This window comes from Kribbella polygonati (assembly GCF_050320105.1).
GTDB lineage: Bacteria > Actinomycetota > Actinomycetes > Propionibacteriales > Kribbellaceae > Kribbella.
In genome coordinates this window covers 4,024,888-4,041,532 of the sequence record NZ_CP190129.1, presented here as the reverse complement: position 1 = coordinate 4,041,532, position 16,645 = coordinate 4,024,888, and the positions used below count along the sequence as shown (strand labels likewise).

At 69.0% G+C, this 16,645-nt stretch carries 13 protein-coding genes; 9 read left to right on the top strand and 4 right to left on the bottom strand.

Translation table 11 applies throughout. The annotated features are described in order from the left end of the window. Window positions 1–17: 17 nt before the first annotated feature. Together ACQHIV_RS19235 and ACQHIV_RS19230 are read right to left on the bottom strand one after the other, a co-directional pair. Window positions 18–1,508, bottom strand: a complete 1,491-nt coding sequence (locus tag ACQHIV_RS19235; protein WP_427896065.1) for an alkaline phosphatase family protein — start codon at window positions 1,506–1,508, stop codon at window positions 18–20. Between the two features lie 113 nt (window positions 1,509–1,621). Continuing rightward, window positions 1,622–2,509, bottom strand: coding sequence for a phosphotransferase family protein (locus ACQHIV_RS19230; RefSeq protein ID WP_427896064.1), 888 nt, complete (start codon window positions 2,507–2,509; stop codon window positions 1,622–1,624). 129 nt (window positions 2,510–2,638) lie between these two features. Between ACQHIV_RS19230 and ACQHIV_RS19225 the strand changes: the two genes are divergently transcribed. Next, a complete protein-coding gene (locus ACQHIV_RS19225) occupies window positions 2,639–4,300 on the top strand; it encodes a DUF4855 domain-containing protein (RefSeq protein ID WP_427896063.1) in 1,662 nt (553 codons plus the stop codon). After that, complete coding sequence (locus ACQHIV_RS19220; protein WP_427896062.1) at window positions 4,297–7,419, top strand: family 20 glycosylhydrolase; 3,123 nt, start codon at window positions 4,297–4,299, stop codon at window positions 7,417–7,419. Before ACQHIV_RS19225 ends, ACQHIV_RS19220 begins: the two co-directional genes overlap by 4 nt. A 61-nt stretch (window positions 7,420–7,480) precedes the next feature. Here the strand turns inward: ACQHIV_RS19220 and ACQHIV_RS19215 are convergent, their stop codons facing one another. Further along, on the bottom strand, window positions 7,481–8,218 hold the full coding sequence (locus ACQHIV_RS19215) for a sugar phosphate isomerase/epimerase family protein (protein WP_427896061.1): 738 nt from the start codon (window positions 8,216–8,218) through the stop codon (window positions 7,481–7,483). A gap of 87 nt (window positions 8,219–8,305) precedes the next feature. Here ACQHIV_RS19215 and ACQHIV_RS19210 point away from each other — a divergent pair, with 87 nt between their 5' ends. From ACQHIV_RS19210 to ACQHIV_RS19180, 7 genes are all read left to right on the top strand, one after another. Beyond that, window positions 8,306–9,025 carry a GntR family transcriptional regulator gene (locus ACQHIV_RS19210; RefSeq protein WP_427896060.1) on the top strand — a complete coding sequence of 240 codons (720 nt, stop codon included), beginning with the start codon at window positions 8,306–8,308 and terminating at the stop codon, window positions 9,023–9,025. 111 nt (window positions 9,026–9,136) lie between these two features. Continuing rightward, on the top strand, window positions 9,137–10,213 hold the full coding sequence (locus ACQHIV_RS19205) for an ABC transporter permease (protein ID WP_427896059.1): 1,077 nt from the start codon (window positions 9,137–9,139) through the stop codon (window positions 10,211–10,213). Further along, the gene (locus ACQHIV_RS19200; protein WP_427896058.1) at window positions 10,214–11,149 is read left to right on the top strand and encodes an ABC transporter permease; all 936 of its coding nucleotides are present in this window, start codon (window positions 10,214–10,216) and stop codon (window positions 11,147–11,149) included. It abuts the gene before it with no gap. Further along, window positions 11,146–12,144: an ABC transporter ATP-binding protein gene (locus tag ACQHIV_RS19195; protein WP_427896057.1), complete on the top strand. Its 999-nt coding sequence runs from the start codon at window positions 11,146–11,148 to the stop codon at window positions 12,142–12,144. The genes ACQHIV_RS19200 and ACQHIV_RS19195 overlap by 4 nt, the downstream gene beginning before the upstream one ends. Next, complete coding sequence (locus ACQHIV_RS19190) at window positions 12,141–13,181, top strand: ABC transporter ATP-binding protein (RefSeq protein ID WP_427896056.1); 1,041 nt, start codon at window positions 12,141–12,143, stop codon at window positions 13,179–13,181. The genes ACQHIV_RS19195 and ACQHIV_RS19190 overlap by 4 nt, the downstream gene beginning before the upstream one ends. Then, a complete protein-coding gene (locus ACQHIV_RS19185; protein ID WP_427896055.1) occupies window positions 13,178–14,887 on the top strand; it encodes an ABC transporter substrate-binding protein in 1,710 nt (569 codons plus the stop codon). The genes ACQHIV_RS19190 and ACQHIV_RS19185 overlap by 4 nt, the downstream gene beginning before the upstream one ends. After that, window positions 14,887–15,993 carry a Gfo/Idh/MocA family protein gene (locus ACQHIV_RS19180; protein WP_427896054.1) on the top strand — a complete coding sequence of 369 codons (1,107 nt, stop codon included), beginning with the start codon at window positions 14,887–14,889 and terminating at the stop codon, window positions 15,991–15,993. The genes ACQHIV_RS19185 and ACQHIV_RS19180 overlap by 1 nt, the downstream gene beginning before the upstream one ends. Window positions 15,994–16,033: 40 nt before the next feature. Here the strand turns inward: ACQHIV_RS19180 and ACQHIV_RS19175 are convergent, their stop codons facing one another. Continuing rightward, window positions 16,034–16,633, bottom strand: coding sequence for an acyltransferase (locus ACQHIV_RS19175; protein WP_427896053.1), 600 nt, complete (start codon window positions 16,631–16,633; stop codon window positions 16,034–16,036). Window positions 16,634–16,645 lie beyond the last annotated feature (12 nt).

Genomic DNA, 16,645 nt, shown 5'->3' with positions numbered 1-16,645 from the left:
CCGGGGATCAGCTGGGGTCAGCGGGTGTGCGGGCGGTGGCCCGGTTCCTGATGCGGCGTCTGCTGGACGGTCGGGACCACCGGTGCCGGAAGGGTCGCGACCTCGTGCTGTTCGAGTGCGAACTGCGCGACGGTGTCGTCGTACGTCGGGATGCCCTTCGGGAACGAGCGCTTCCCCTGGCCGTCGAGGCGGAGCGCGGACGTCAGATCGCCGACGGTCGCGCGCCGCCAGGCACTGATGTTCGGCTCGCGGACGCCGAAGCGGCGTTCCAGGAACTTCAGCGTCGACGTGTGGTCGAAGACCTCGCTGCACACCCAGCCGCCCTGGCTGAACGGCGAGACGACGATCGTCGGGACGCGGAAGCCCAGCCCGATCGGCCCGGCGATGCCACCGGCCGAGGCGGGCAGCGGCGAGACCGTGACGTACTCGTCGGGCGTGCCGGGCGGCGGGACCGGCGGGGCGACGTGGTCGAAACGGCCGTCGTTCTCGTCGTACGTGATCACGAACATCGTCTTCTGCCACACCTCGGGCGTGGATGCGAGCGCGTCCAGGATCGTCGCGATGTACTCCGCGCCGCCCGCGACCAGGTTGTTCGGTCCTTCGGCGCCCTCGGGCAGGCCGTACACGTTCGGCAGGTACTGCGCGTCCAGCCAGGTGACCGACGGCAGCTCGTCGCGCCGGATGACGTCCGCGACCATCGAGGGGGAGTACCGCACCATGCCGTTGTCGTACAGCGGGTCGCCCGGCTTGGCCTCGGCGAAGTTCTTGAACCAGCCGTGGCCGGTGTCGTACGGGTTGGCGGTGAAGTACTTCCAGCTGACCCCGGCGCGCTGCAGGCGTTCCGGGTACGTCGTCCAGGTGTAGAGCTGCTTCGGCGCGGAGCTGTCCAGGACCGGGCCGTTCCCGAGCCCGTGCGGGTCGAGGGTGCCGCTCATCGCCATCACCCGGTTCGGGTGCGTCGGGCCCATCACCGAGCAGTGGTAGTTGTCGCAGACCGTGAACGCGTCGGCGAGCGCGTAGTGGAACGGCAGGTCCTCGCGCGTCAGGTACCCCATCGTGAACGGGCCGTGCGCGCCGTCGCTCGCGGTGTGCTCCACGACCCAGTTGTCCATCGCGCCGTTGTTCCAGGACTTGTGCTGCACGTCCCAGGCGTGGCCGGTGCCGTACGCCTTCGCGGAGTTCGTGGTCTTGGTGTTCTGCCGGAACGGCATCAGGTAGCCGTCCGGGTGATTCGGGTCCGGCTGCCGGAACACCGACTCGCCGGACGGCAGCCGCATCGCGGCCGGGTCGTCGAACCCGCGCACCCCGCGCAGCGTGCCGAAGTAGTGGTCGAACGACCGGTTCTCCTGCATCAGGAAGATGACGTGCTCGATCTGGCGCAGCGACCGGAGCTCCGGCGCGGGCGCGGCGAGCGCCTTCTGCATCGACGTGGGCAGCGCCGTCACCGCGGCCGCACCGGCGGCCGCGCCCAGCAGGCGCCTACGGGTGATCCCTTGCGTTTCCACCATGCCCCACAGCAAAGACGGCGTACGGCGCCCTCCGCGGGAAGTGGATGTGCCGTACGGGTGAACACTCCCGAGCCCCACGGTTGCGCGTACTCAGCTGGGGTTCAGGATCTCCGTCACGGGAGCAGCGTCTCGAGGTCCGGCAGACGCTCGTACAGTTCGGGAAGCCCACGTACGCCGTTCAGCGCCGACTCCTGCGACAGCGCGAGCTCCGGCCCGGTGCTCGCCTCCACGCCCGCGAGGCAGCGGAGGATGTTCCACCGCGTGTGGCCGAGCCAGCCGCCGACCAGGTACACGAACCAGCTCGGCCCCGACGGCGGCAGCGTGCCCCCGCCGGCGACGTACCCGTCGAGCACCTCACGGAAGATCGCCGGCTCGATGTCGTCGAGGCCTGGCCCTTTCGCGAGGCTCAGCGCGGTCGAACCGAGCTCGCCGGACAGGTCGAGCAGCCCCGACAGCTCCCAGTCGAGTATCACCGGCCGGCCCTCCCGAGCGAGCAGGTTCCACGGCTGGATGTCCTTGTGGGTCAGTACGACGGGGCCGGGCCGCTCGCAGGTGTCGACGTACCGGGCGATCTCCAGGAACGTCTCGACCCGCAACGCCAACTCATCGGCCCAGGGCTGCCCGGTCGTGCGGCCACGCTCAGCCAGCGCAGGCCAGTCGTAGGCCGTCGGCTCGTCCGCGGCCCCGTGGGTCCACTCGACATCGAGCGCATGGATCCGCGCCAGAATCTCCCCCACCTCGAACCCGAACGCCGCCGTCACCGGCGCCTCAGGCACCTTCTCACCCTCGACCCACCGATGCACGAGCACGCCCCGCCCAGCCGACACCGGCTCCGGCATCGGAACCCCGGCCTCGAACGCCGCCCGCTCGAACCTGAACACGTCGTCGACGTAGTACGGCCACCGCCGATCCGCCAGATTCAACTCCTTCACCGCGAACGACCCCTGCCCGGTGTCGTGCCGGTACACCCGATTCGCGAATCCGCCGCCGACCGCCCTCACCCGACGGATCCTACGACCCGCATTCCGCCGGCGCACCAGGCTTTCCGGCTCTTGTGGGGTGCTGAGAATCCCGCTACGGTCCTCCCCAATTGGTACTTACCAAAGCTCTGTTCATGTGAGGGAGTATGCATGAGTGCACCGCGCTACGGGAGACGTATACGGAAATTGGCCTGTACCGGGCTGGTGCTGGCCTTCGCTGCGGCACTCGTGCCGATCAGCGGGCAGCCGGCCGCGGCGGCCACCCGGAACCTCGCGCTCGGCAAGGCCTACACCTGGTCCGCGACGCCGGACGCCGACCGGCCCGACCGTGGCGGGCAGCTGACCGACGGCAAACTCGGCGCGCTCGACGTCCGGGATCCGGCGTGGGTCGGCAGCACCAAGGGCAAGACCCGCGAGGTGACCATCGACCTCGGTGCGCCGAAGTCGGTCACCGGGATCCGGGCGCGTTTCCTGCAGGACTGGCCCGCCCAATCGACTCTGGTCCCACTGAACGTCTCCTTCGCGGTCTCCGACTCGGGTCGCACCTGGTCGACCCTCGGCCGGCAGGCGACCCAGTTGCTCTGGGGAGACGGACCGGCCCGGGACGAGTGGTTCAGCTGGACGAAGGAGCGTGACGGCGTACCGGACCGGCCGGCGGCGACCGCGGCGTACGGCCGGTACGTCAAGGTCAGCTTCTCGGTGCACACCCGAGCCACGCAGCTGATCGACGAGATTGAGGTGGAAGGGCAGGACGGCCGGATCCAGGGAGCGGTGTCGCCGGTACCGGACCGGCCGCACTATCTGCGGCCGGGCAAGGACACGGCCGGGATCAACGACCTCGCGCTGATCTACAACGGGCACTACGAGAACGGCCGCGGTGATTGGACCGCCGACGAACTGCGGCCGTATCTGGCGCGGGTCGACCGCGCCGGCAAGCCGGTGTCCCGGCTCTTCGACGGCGTGTTGCTGCTCGGGCTGCAGACTCCGACCGGGGTCGACCTCGGCTCGGGCAACGCTCACAAGGCCGACTGGGAGTGGTACCGGGACAAGACATTCGCCGCCGGAGGAGACCTCGACCAGCTCGACCGGGCGGCCGGCGAGGTGAACGCCCAGCTTCCCGGGCCGGATCGCCGGACCAAGGTGGTGCTGACCGTCCCGAACACCGGCAGTTGGGTCGACTTCGGCGACGTCGACGGCGACGGAGTGAGCGAGAACCTCGACCCTGCCGCGGTCGGTCGCGAGCAGGCGCTGGACAACCAGCAGAAGGTGGTTCGCTGGTGGACCGAGGACCTGATCAACCGCTGGAACGCGGCCGGCTATCACAACCTCGAGCTGGCCGGTCTGTACTGGCTGCCCGAGCAGATCGACGTCGGCGCCGACGGCCCCGAGCAGGCTCGCCGGGTGACGGACGTGATCCACGAGCACGGCCTGAAGGCGTTCTGGATCCCGCACTTCCTCGCCTACCGGGCCTTCCTGTGGAACAAGGTGGGATTCGACGCGGGCGCGTTCCAGCCGAACTACTTCTTCGAGCAGACCGATCCGGCACGGCTGGCCGACGCGGCCGGGATCGCTCGCTCGTACGGTATGGGCGTCGAGCTGGAGTTCGACGAACGGGCCGCCACCGATCCGGTCATGCGGCAGCGGTTGCTGGACTATCTGCGGGCAGGTTCGGAGTTCGGGTTCCAGAACTCGTACGTCGCGTACTACCAGGGTGTCGACGCGATGCTCACCTTCGCGCGCAGCCAGGACCCGAAGGTACGGGAGCTCTACGACCTCGTCGCCGACTTCGTCCAGGGCCGGCGGATCCGATGATCAGAAAGGGTGTGGCACTCCTCGCCGGTCTGATCCTGTGCGTCCAGCTGGTCGCCGCCGGGTCTCCGGCCGTGGCCGGCCCCGGCACGAACGCGGCCCCTCGGGTACTGCCCAGCATCGATCGGTGGCAGGGCGGGCAGGGCAGCAGCGCACTGACCCCGCGCACTCGCATCGTGGTGAACTGGTCCGGCGCGGAGGTCTCCCGGGTGCGATCCGACGCCCTGACCTTCGCGCGGGACCTGTCCCTCGTCACCGGCTTCGTGCCGGAGGTCGGCGACGGCCGGCCGCGTCCGGGTGACCTGGTGATCACCCGGACGGCCGGCGCGGCGCAGTCGTACGCGATCGAGATCGGCACCGCGATCACGATCACCGCGGCCGACTCCGATGGTGCCTTCTACGCGCAACAGACACTGGAGCAACTGCTGCGGCAGGCGCCGGACGGGGCGACTCTCGCCCGGGGCACGATCACCGATCGCCCGCGGTACGTCCACCGCGGATTCCTGCTCGACGTCGCCAGGCACTTCTATTCGGTGGCCGACGTCAAGCGGTACATCAGGACCGCCGCCTGGCAGAAGCAGAACGTCCTGCACTGGCACCTGACCGACTCGTACGCCGTCCGGCTGCCCAGCGATCGCTATCCGCAGCTGACCAGCGAACGGCACTACACCAAGGCGCAGCTCGAGGAGATCGTCGGCTACGCCCGGCAGTACCACGTCACGATCATTCCCGAGTTCGAGGTACCCGGGCATGCCAACCGGCTGACCGAGCGCATCCCGGAGCTGGCCTGGAACTGCCACACCCTGTCGGCGATCGGCAACGTCAACGTGACCAAGCCGGAGTCGCTCACTGTCGTGGTGGAGCTCATCAAGGAATGGGCACGGCTCTTCCCGGACTCGCCGATCCTGCATCTGGGCGGCGACGAGTACGCGGGCGTCGACCAGCAACAGGGCTGCCGTGAACTCGTCGACTACGCCGCGGCCAAGGGATACGCCTCGACCGTCGACGTCTTCGTGGACTGGCAGAACAAGCTGGCCCGCGAGGTGGTCGGCCTCGGACGCCGGCCGGAGATCTGGAACTGGTGGGACTACATCGGCGGTGCCACCATCACGCCGGACAAGAACATTGTCATCGACGCCTGGTACGGGGCGTCGCCGCAGGCGTACCTGGATGCCGGGTACACCGTGGTCATGTCGCCGGACCCGCAGTTCTACGTGGTCCCGACGAAGCCTCCGGGCGACTGGTGGATCGCGAACACCGCCACGATGTACAGCGGCTGGGACTACCTGGAGCACGAGCGACTGCTCGGCTACGAGGTCTCGCTGTTCGGCGACGACCTGCTCGACGTGACCGACGCGTACGCCGACTGGTTCGCCATCCGGCCGCTGGAGGTGCTGGCCGAGACGACCTGGCACGGACCTGACCGGCGGGCCTATCCGTCCGTCCTCGCCCTCCAGGACGTCTCCGATCGGATCGGCGGTCCCCCTGGGCTGCCGACACCCGTACTGCGCGACGCCCAGAACCTCGGCGGTACGCCGTACGGGAACGTCGGCAACGCGGCGGCCGCCTTCGACGACGACCCCGCGACCTTCGCCGACTCGCCAGAAGCCGACGGCCGGTACGTCGGCATCGACCTCGGTCCGGGCCGGGCGGCGAGGGTCGATCAGATTCGGTTCCTGCCGCGTGGCAACGACGTCGAGCCGACCCTGCGGATGGTCGGCGGCCGCTTCGAGGGCTGCACGGACGGACCGGCGTCGGGCTGCCATCCGCTGGCGACCGTCGAGTGGCGGCCGACCGCGGACTGGCGGACGCTGCCGGTCACCGACTCCCGTGCCTATCGCTGGCTGCGCTGGGTCAGTCCTGATGGCGGGCACGGCAATGTCGGTGAGATCCGCTTCCAGGCACAGCAGACCGTGGGGACAACCAACGTCACCGGTGCGGACAAGATCCGTCCGCTCGCCGACGGGGTGGTGACGGCAACGTTCACCAACACCGGCCCGAGACCGCTGCACGACGTGCGGCTGAGTCTGACCGCGTTGTCGACCGAGGACAGCTCCACCCTGCCGGCGCAGGCCCTCGACCGAGACAGCTATCCGGTGGTGCCATCGGGTCGTACGATCGCGGCGAGGTTCGCGCTCAGCCCGGGGCTGACCGCCGGCGGCGGCTATCTGGCGATCGCCGAGACGCGCGCTCGCGATCGCGGCACACCGGTGACCTCCACCGGGCAGCACGGGTTCGACGTGGAGACGCCGATCACCGCCACGTTGACGCCCCAGACCGTCACGCTCCCGGGCCGGACCACGCTCACGGTGCGGAACGCCGCCGCACAGGCTGTCTCCGTCGAGTGGTCGACCCGGGCGCCCGACCTGAAGGTCACACCGGGCCGCGGAACGGTCGACGTACCGGCCGGCGGTGTATCGGTGATCACCATCGCCCTCGGCCAGGATCATGCCGAGCCCGGCCTGCGCCAGATCGAGGTGGCGGTCCGGGCCCGCCACGGCGATCAGCAGCGTCAATTCGAGGCGTTGACGATGAAGGCTGGGGTGCCCTACCCCGACCTGCGGAGTGCCTTCGGCAACGTTGGTGTCACCTCCGACGCCGACATCGATCCGCCCAACCTGAACGGTGGTTTCGACGGCTCCGGCTCGAGCTTCTCGGCCGAAGCGCTGGCCGGGATCGGTATCCGGCCGGGTGCCGAGGTCACGGCCGACGGCTTCACCTTCCACTGGCCCGACGTCGCGCCGGGGGAGCCGAACAATGCCTTGGCCAACGGCCAGACGATCGCCCTGTCCGGCCGGGCCGGCCGCCTCGGCCTGCTGACCAGCGCGTCGTTCGGGCCGCTCTCGGCCACCGGCACGGTCAACTACACCGACGGCACGAGTACCACCTTCAGGCTGGACGAGCCGGACTGGACGGCCTGGCCGACACCGCCGGACGCGAAGGCTGCCTTCGTGGCGCCCTACCGGAACTACCAGGGGCAGGTGAGTCGCCCGACGAGTGCCTACGTGCACTCGGTCGAGCTCGATCCGGCCAAGACCGTGGCCTCGGTGGAGCTTCCACCGGTAGGTGATCGGACGCTCTGGACACCGGCCTTGCACGTCTTCGCACTCGCGTTGGCGTGAGGTGTCGCGCTGCCCAGGTTCGCGCGGAACCTGGGCAGCGCACCGGACGGCTCCGATCCGGTCAGCCGCGGTACTCGGTCAGGTAACGGTGGCTCTCGTCCAGCGCCTCGAACAGGTCGGTGGCGCATTCGTCGAGTTCGACGACCCACCACTCGGCTGTCGTGGCGGCGTCCAGGATCGCAGGGATATCCACCTTGCCAGCTCCGACCGCGGTCCAAGGTCCGACCTTGTCCGCGGGCCCGTCCTTGACATGCAGGTAGCGGACCTTGTCACCGAGCCGGCTGACGAGTTCGGGTACGTCGACCCCCGCGGCGGCCGCCCAGTACACGTCGAGCTCCAGGAACACGTCCGGCTCGGTCCAGTCGGCGAGGGCCTCCAGGGCAGGCCGCCCGTCGACGACCAGCTCCAGTTCCCAGAAGTGGTTGTGATAGCCGACCCGCAGTCCGTGATCGGCACCTGCCCGGGCAGCGGCATTGAGCCGGTCGGCGATCGAACGCACCGCCTCCGGTCCGGTCCAATGCTCGGCCGTGATGCCGGGCGCGATGATCGAGTCCACGCCGACGACGGCGGCGGCGGCGAAGATCTCGTCCTGACGTTCGGACAGCACCGGGGCATGGGTCGAGGAGATCGCCAGACCGTGCTGGTCGAGCAGGTTCCGCAGCCCGGCCGGGTCGCTCAGGACGTCGTACGGCTCGACGGCGCCGTACCCGCCGGCCGCCAGCCGGGCGAGTGTCCGGCCAGGATCGGTCTCCCAGGAGTCGCGGACGGTGTAGAGCTGTACGGAGAGTGGAGAAGGCACGAAGAATTCCTCTCAGATAGGTATGTACCAATCTTGACATCATGAACGGGATACGGCCAGACTGTTTCCAGGACGAGGAGGGCCTGAATGTCAGAGCAGAACGCCGTCAAGCCGGTGCCGAAGCACCAGCAGGTGCGGGACTCGCTGGCGGCCGAGATCCGTGGCCTGGAGCCGCACTCGCCACTGGCCGCCGAACGCGACCTCGCGGCCGCGCACGGCGTCAGTCGAGCCACCATCCGGATCGCCCTGGACGCTCTGAGCGAGGCCGGCGTGGTGTACCGGGTCCAAGGCGCCGGGACGTTCGTTGCCGGGCCCACGATCTCCAAGACGCTGGTCCTGAGTTCCTTCACCGAGGACATGGAAGTGCGTGGCTGGACAGCGACATCGCGGCTGCTGGCGGCCGATCGGGTGGCGGCCGGCGGGGAGGTCGCCGACGATCTCGGCATCGACGCGCAGGACGAGGTGGTGAGGCTGAGCCGGATCCGGCTGGCCGACGGGACGCCGATCTGCATGGAGACTGTGCACCTGCCCGCCGGCTGGGTGCCGGGGCTGCTGGACCGCGATCTCAACACCTCGCTGTACGGCATCCTCGAGGGCGACTACGGCCTGCACGTGGTGCGTGCCGAGCAGGTCGTCAGGGCTGTCGTGATGGATGTCGGTGAGGCCGCGCTGCTGGGCCAGCCGCCGGGGTCCCCGGCCCTCCGGGTGCACCGGATTGGACTGGACCAACGCGACCGGCCGATCGAAAGTACGACCTCCGTCTACCGCGGCGACCTCTACGACCTGCGGTTCGCGATCCACCGCTGACACCGGGATCCGGCCCGGCGAACCTCCGTCGACGCGTGGCGCACGACCGCGCCGTCGGCCCGATCACCCCTGCCCGGAAACAGGTGTCCCTCATCGATGTCAGGAGGAGCAGTGACCCAGGTGACAGCGCCGCCCGCGGCGGCAGCAGTCGAGCCGGCCGCGGTGCCACGTCGCTTCCGCGGCGCCGGCCGTCCGGGCTACTTCCTGCGCCGCATCGGCTTCTCGCTGATCACGACCCTGATCGCGATCACGCTCAATTTCGCCATTCCGCGATTCATGCCCGGTGATCCCGCCGGCGCCGTGATCAGGCAGATCCAGCTCACCACCGGAGCACCGCCGTCGGGGGCCGAGATGGCGGCGATTCGCGCCTTCTACGGGGATCCGACCTCCAACCTGGTCGGCGACTACCTCGACTACTGGGGCGCGCTGATCCACTTCGACTTCGGCGTGTCGGTGACTCACTACCCGGTGCCGGTGGCCGACATGGTGCTGCAGGCGCTGCCCTGGACGCTGCTGCTGATCGGCAGCACGACCTTCCTGGCCTGGCTGGTCGGCACATTGGCCGGCGCCTACCTCGGCTGGCGTCCGGGCAACACCCTCGATTCGGTGGCGCTGCCGCTGTCCACCTTCGCCAGTTCGTTGCCGATGTTCTGGTTCGGCCTGGTGGTCCTGTGGATCTTCGGGATGCGGCTGGGGTGGTTCCCGATCTCGGGGGCCTACGACCCGGACGTACCGTTCGCGATCAACAACATCTGGTTCCTGCTCAGCGTCACGCGGTACGGCGCGCTGCCGGCCGCGGTGCTCGTCCTGCTGGGGCTGAACGGCTGGCTGTTCTCGATGCGCAACGTGATGGTGACCACGGTCACCGAGGACTACGTGCTGCTGGCCAGGGCCAAGGGTCTGTCAGCGCCGCGAGTACTGCTCGGCTATGCGGCTCGCAACGCCTTGCTGCCGAACGTCACCGGGCTGGCGATGGCGATCGGCGGCGTGATCGGCGGCGCGATCCTGGTGGAGACGGTGTTCACCTATCCGGGCATGGGCCTCCTGCTGCAGCAGGCGATCACCGGGCACGACTTCCCGGTCATGCAGACGGTCCTGCTGATGCTGACCATCATCATGATCGTCGCGAACCTGGTCGCCGATCTCACCTACGGACTGCTGGATCCGCGAACCCGGGAGGTGCGCTGAATGATCACCGGATTCCTCCGTAACCGACGGGTTCGGGCCGGCGGCGTCGTGCTCGCGATCTTCGTCCTGGTCGCGATCACCGGCGACCTGCTGATCGAGTGGTACGGCGTCGGTCCGTTCGACGTCGACTACGGCAATCTCCACGCCGCACCCGGCGTGAACGGTCATTGGCTGGGGACCACGATCAGCGGCCAGGACGTGCTGTCCCAGCTGATCTCCGGAGCCCGCGGATCGATCACCGTCGGCCTGCTGTCCGGCGTACTCGCGACGGTGCTCGCGGTGGTGATCGGAGTGACCAGCGGCTTCCTTGGCGGACCCGTCGATCATGCGCTGAACGGTGTCACGAACGTTGTGCTGACCTTGCCGTCGTTCGCGATGACGCTGATCGTGGCCGGGTATCTCGGCTCGGCCGGCGGTGCGGCGGAGCCGGCCATCGGCCTGGTCGTGATGGCAGTCCTGATCGGCATCTTCGAGTGGCCGAGCGGCGCTCGCTACCTGCGCAGCCAAACGATGTCGTTGCGCAGCCGCGACTTCACGATGGCCACCAGGATGACCGGCGAGTCGACCTGGCGGCTGATCGTGATCGAGATGCTGCCGCACCTGGCGGGGATCATCTCCGCGATGTTCCTGCGTGCCGTGGTGGCCGGCATCTTCGCCGAGGCCAGCTTGAACTTCCTCGGCGTCGCCACCCAGGGCACGATCAGCTGGGGCACCATGATCGCCAACGCTCAGGCCCAGGGCGCGCTCACCTACGGCTGGTGGTGGTGGTTCATCGCGCCAGGGCTGTGCATCGCCTTGATCGGCACCGCGACGGCCTTGATCAACTTCGGGCTGGACGAGGTGACCAATCCGCGGTTGCGGCCCGGCGACCGGGCCGTGATCCGGGCCCATGCCCGGACCGTACGGCGGCTCCAGGCGGCAGGGGAGCGGCCATGACGTCCACGGCGAGGCAAGCAGTCCTCGAGGTCGCCGGACTCTCGGTCGACTATCTGAGCCGGTCCGGCACGGTCCGGGCCGTCGACGGTGTCAGCTTCACGCTGCACCGCGGCGAGATCCTCGGCCTGGCGGGGGAGTCGGGCTCGGGCAAGACGAGTCTGATCACTGCCCTGCTGCGGTTGCAGCGACCGCCGGCAGTCACTTCGGCGGGGCGGGTCACCTTGCATCGCGACGGCGACCAGCCGGTCGACCTGCTGAGGCTGACCGAGCGTCAGTTGCGCGGCCTGCGCTGGACCCGGTTGTCGATCGTCATGCAGTCGGCGATGGACGCGCTGAATCCGGTCAAGCGGCTGGGCGCCCAGTTCGTCGACGTACTCCGGACCCATGATCGCTCGCTGTCCAGGTCGGCGGCCGCGAGCCGGGCGGCCGAGATCCTGCAGTTGGCCGGCATCCCGGGCGACCGCCTGACCGCCTATCCGCACGAGATGTCCGGCGGGATGCGGCAGCGCGCGTTGATCGCGCTGGCGCTCGCGTGCGATCCCGACGTGGTGGTGATGGACGAGCCGACCACCGCGGTGGACGTCGTGATGCAACGCAGCATCTTGTCGAAGGTGCTGGACCTCCAGAGCCGACTCGGGTTCGCGGTCATCTTCGTGACGCACGACCTCTCGCTGCTGCTCGAGCTCGCCGACCGGGTGGCCATCATGTACGCCGGCCGACTGGTCGAGGTCGGCCCGACGGCCGAGCTCTACCGGGACCCCAAACATCCCTACACCCGGGCGCTGCGGGACTCCTTCCCGCCGTTGCGGGCGCCGTTGACCGAGTTGCACGGCCTGCCTGGTTCGGCGCCCGACCTGCGTCGTCCCGCTGTCGGCTGCCGGTTCGCGCCCCGCTGCCCGCGGGCGCACGACGCCTGCCGGGAGCTCGAGCCACAGCCGATCACGATCGGCGCCACCGAGGTGTCCTGCCTCCTGCACTCCGGAGCCGAGGAATGACCCAGACCACGAAGGACGAGCAACCGGTGCTGGCCGCCCGAGGGGTGACCAAGCACTTCGAGGTACGTGGCCGGACCGTCCGGGCGCTCGAGGACGCCTCGCTCGAGCTGCACCGCGGCTCGATCGTCGCACTGGTGGGCGAATCAGGCTCCGGGAAGACGACGCTGGCCAGGGTCCTGGCCCGCTACTACCCGCCGACCGCGGGCCAGATCGAGCTGGACGGCCGGCGGGTCGACGCCGGGCGTGGTCGATCGATCAGGCGCTACTACCGCAAGGTCCAGCTGCTCTTCCAGGACCCGTTCGCATCGTTGAACGCACTGCACAGCATCCGGCACATCCTCGGCCGGCCGTTGACGATCCACCGTCGTGCCAGGGGCCGGGCCGAGGTCGAGCAGGCGGTGCTCGCCCTGCTGCGCCGGGTCAATCTGACCCCGGCCGAGGACTACATCGACAAGTATCCGCACGAGCTGTCCGGCGGGCAGCGGCAGCGGATCGTGATCGCCCGCGCGCTGGCGGTCGGCCCGCAGGTGATGCTCGGTGACGAGCCGATCTCCATGCTGGACGTGTCGGTCCGGCTGGACATCCTGAATCTGCTGAAGCAGTTGCGCGACGACGACGGGCTGGCCCTGCTGTACATCACCCACGACATCGCCTCGGCCCGCTACGTCGCCGACGAGGTGACCGTGATGTACGCCGGGCAGATGATCGAGTCCGGACCCACCGAGCAGGTGATCCAGCACCCCGCGCATCCGTACACCCGGCTGCTACTGGCGTCCTCGCCCGACCCGGAGGCGGCCCAGGAACGAGATCGGCAGCGCAGGTTCACGGGTGCCGACGACCTCGGTGAGCCGCCCAGCCTGATCGATCCGCCGGCCGGATGCCGGTTCAATCCACGGTGCCCGTACGCGCTGCGGGTGTGTCGTACCTCCGAACCGCCGACGGTCGAACTCGGCCGCGGCCACTGGACCCGCTGCCACCTCGAACGCACAGAACTGCTGCGCCCGACCGACCCCGATGGCGAAGGAGCACGACCATGATCAACACTTCCAGCCGCTTGCCCCGGCGGCTGTTCCTCGGCGGGTCGCTGGCGACGGCTGCCCTCACGGCGGCGGGCTGCAGCACCGAGCGGACCAAGCCGAACTCGGGCGCACCGGGCGACCGGGCTGCGAACGACGGTGTGCTGACGATGAACTTCCTGGGTCCGGGCTCGACGTACTACCGCAACTGGAACCCCTTCACGCCGGCGGAGAACAAGAGCGTCGGTGCCGCGTACTTCTACGAGCCGTTGATCCGGATCAACCGGTACGCCGGGTTCGTGGCCGAGCCCTGGCTGGCCGAGAAATGGAAGATCAACGACGCGCGGACAGAGGTCACCTTCACCTTGCGCGACCGGGTGACCTGGTCCGACGGCGAGCCCTTCGACGCCGACGACGTGGTCTTCACGCTGACCGCGCCGGAGCGCTACAAGGGCAGCAACCTGGTGGTGCCGGACTACATGATCGCGCGGGTGGCCAAGATCGATGCCCGTACGGTCAGCGTGACGATGAAGAAGCCGGGCCTCGGTCATCTGGTCGATCTGGCGGCGATCAACATGCTGCCCGAGCACATCGTGTCGCGGCAGGACCTGGCCACGTGGACCAACGACTCACCGGTCGGCACCGGCCCGTGGAAGGTCAGGAACTTCTCGCCACAACAGATCACGATCGGCGCGCGCGACGACTACTGGGGCGGACCGATCCCGTTCGTGAAGGAGTGCCGCTGGACCGTCTTCGCCAACGAGGACGCCGGCCGGGCGCTGGTGTCGCAGGGCAAGCTCGACCTGGCGACGATGGCGTGGCCGAATGCCCAGCAGACCTTTATGGACAAGGGAAAGGGCAACACCTATCAGGTCTTTCCGACCGGCGGCGGTCAGGCACTGCTCTTCAACTGTGCCAAGGGTGCGACGGCCGACAAGGCGGTACGCCGGGCCATCAGCAAGGCGATCGACTTCGCCAAGGTGCTGACCCTTTATCCGGTCGGGACACCGCTGGCGAACGTCACCGGCATGGCCGAGCTGGTCTGGGGCGAGAAGGTCGCGCCGGAGTTTCGCGGCCAGGTGCTCACAGCCGATGTGCCGGGCGCCAAGGAGGAGCTGGCCGCGGCCGGTTGGGAGGTGCAGGACGGCAAACTGGTGAAGGGCGGGAAGTCCTACACCCTGACGTTGAAGACGGTTTCCCAGTACACCGACTGGTCGACCTGGTCGGACGGAATCAAGGAACAGCTGAAGACCAGCCTCGGGCTGGACCTACGGGTGATCAAGCTGACCACCGACCAGCACACCAAGCAGGTGCTCGCCGGCGACTTCGACCTGGCGATGGAATTCGGCGGTGGTGGTTCGTTGCTGGGCCAGTTCTTCGCCACCGGGGCGGCCGGACTGAGTGGCGGCGACGTCGTGCCGCTCGGTGATCCGGCCACTGCCAATGCGGTGCGGTACGACAACCCTGAAGTCACCAAGGCCCTGACCGAGATGGCGTCGTCCCTCGACGAAGCCAGGATCACCGAGCTCGCCTATCTGGTCCAGCGGGCGCTCGTCGCGGACCGGCCGTACGTGACCTACAACCAGGCCGGCAACTTCGTCCAGTTGTCCGGTGAGAAGTGGACCGGCATGCCGGCCGCCGAATCGAAGCCGGACTACATCCCGGTCCCGTACGGCGGTCCGGAGACGACGATGCTGTTGCAGAACCTGAAGCCGGTGGGGGCTTGATGCCTACGTCGACCGGCCCCGTCGGGGTCGGTGTGATCGGCGCGGGGAACATCAGCGATCAGTACCTGGATTCGCTGCGGCGCTTTCCTGACCTGCGAGTGCTGTTCGTCGCGGATCTCGACGTCGGCCGCGCGAGCGCCCAGGCGGCGAAGTACGGCGTACCTGGCGCCGGGACCGTCGACGAACTCCTCGTCCATCCCGAGATCGAGCTCGCCGTCAACCTCACCAACCCCGCCGCACACGTCGAGATCGGCCTGCGCGTGCTGGCGGCTGGCCGGCATCTCTGGAACGAGAAGCCACTCGGCACCGATCGAGAGTCCGCGCAGGAGCTCCTCGCCCAGGGGCAGGCCTCGGCACTGCGCGTGGCGTGCGCGCCGGACACGGTACTCGGTCCCGGCTTCCAGCAGGCGCGGCGACTGATCGAGTCGGGAACGATCGGGCGGCCGCTGACCGCCGTCACCATGATGCAAGGCCCCGGTCCCGACCGGTGGCACCCGAACCCGGAGTTCCTGTTCGCCGCCGGCGGCGGACCGCTCTTCGACATCGGCCCCTACTACCTCACCAACCTCGTGAGTACGTTCGGGCCGGTGTCCAAGGTGACGGCGGCGTCTTCGCTGGCCCGTGCGACCAGGGTGATCCGGACGGGTCCACGGGCCGGGGTGGAGTTCCCGGTCGAGGTACCCACCCACGTCGGCGCCCTCCTCGAGTTCGTGGGTGGGCAGTCCGCGCAGTGCACCTTCAGCTTCGAGTCGGGCCGCACTCGCGACGGCTTCGTCGAGATCGCCGGGACCGAGGGCACCGCCGCGCTGCCGAACCCGAACAACTTCGACGGCGCGACCCGGATCTGGAGCGGCACGCCCGAGCCTGCGGAACTCCCGTCCCCGCAGGGGTTCGGCGGTCGCGGCCTCGGCGTACTGGACCTGGCCCGCGCACTCCGCGCCGGACGGCCCGAACGTGCGCCGGGCGAGCTCGCGTACCACGTGCTCGACGTGATGATCTCGATCGCCGAATCGGCCGCGAGACACGAGTCGGTGACGATCGCGAGTACCGCCGCGATCCCGCCCACTCTCCCCGAGACCTGGAACCCACTCGAGGCAACTCTGTGAGCGTCCCGCCCGAGTAGTCCGGCGTGGTCTTCCCGGGTCGTCACGGCTGGGTCTGCGGGTAGGTGACGGCGCGGAGGACCTTCGCGGGTGCGCCTGCGGCGACGGAGTACGGCGGGATGTCGTGGGTGACGACGCTGTTGGCGCCGATCACGCATCTTTCGCCGATCGTCACGCCGCTGGTGACGACCACGTTCGCGCCCAGCCAGACGTTGTCGCCGATCCGGGTCGGGCCCTTGGAATCGAAGCCCTGCCAGGGCACCGGGCGGTCCGGATCGTCGTAGCGATGGTTGGCGTCGGTCACGAAGCAGCCGTTCGCCAGCATGCAGTGCGCTCCGATCTCGACCAGGTCGAGGGCGGCGACCATCACCGCGATGTTCAGGAACGTGCCGTCACCGATCCGCACCCGCCCCTGGTCGCCGACGGTGATCCACACGTTGGGCTCGAACATCACGTTGGGCCCGACCTCGAGCCGGCCGTCCTGCAGGGCCTCCAGCACGTTGCCGTGCAGCGGCCACCGCGCGAACGCTCCGCGCCGCATCAGCTCCCAGTGGATCCGGCTGCGGTTCCAGGGCAGCGAGTTCCGCTGGTACCAACGCCATTTCTGTGCCCAGACCTTCAGCTGACCCCGGAGCTCCTCCACCCGCGCCAGGCT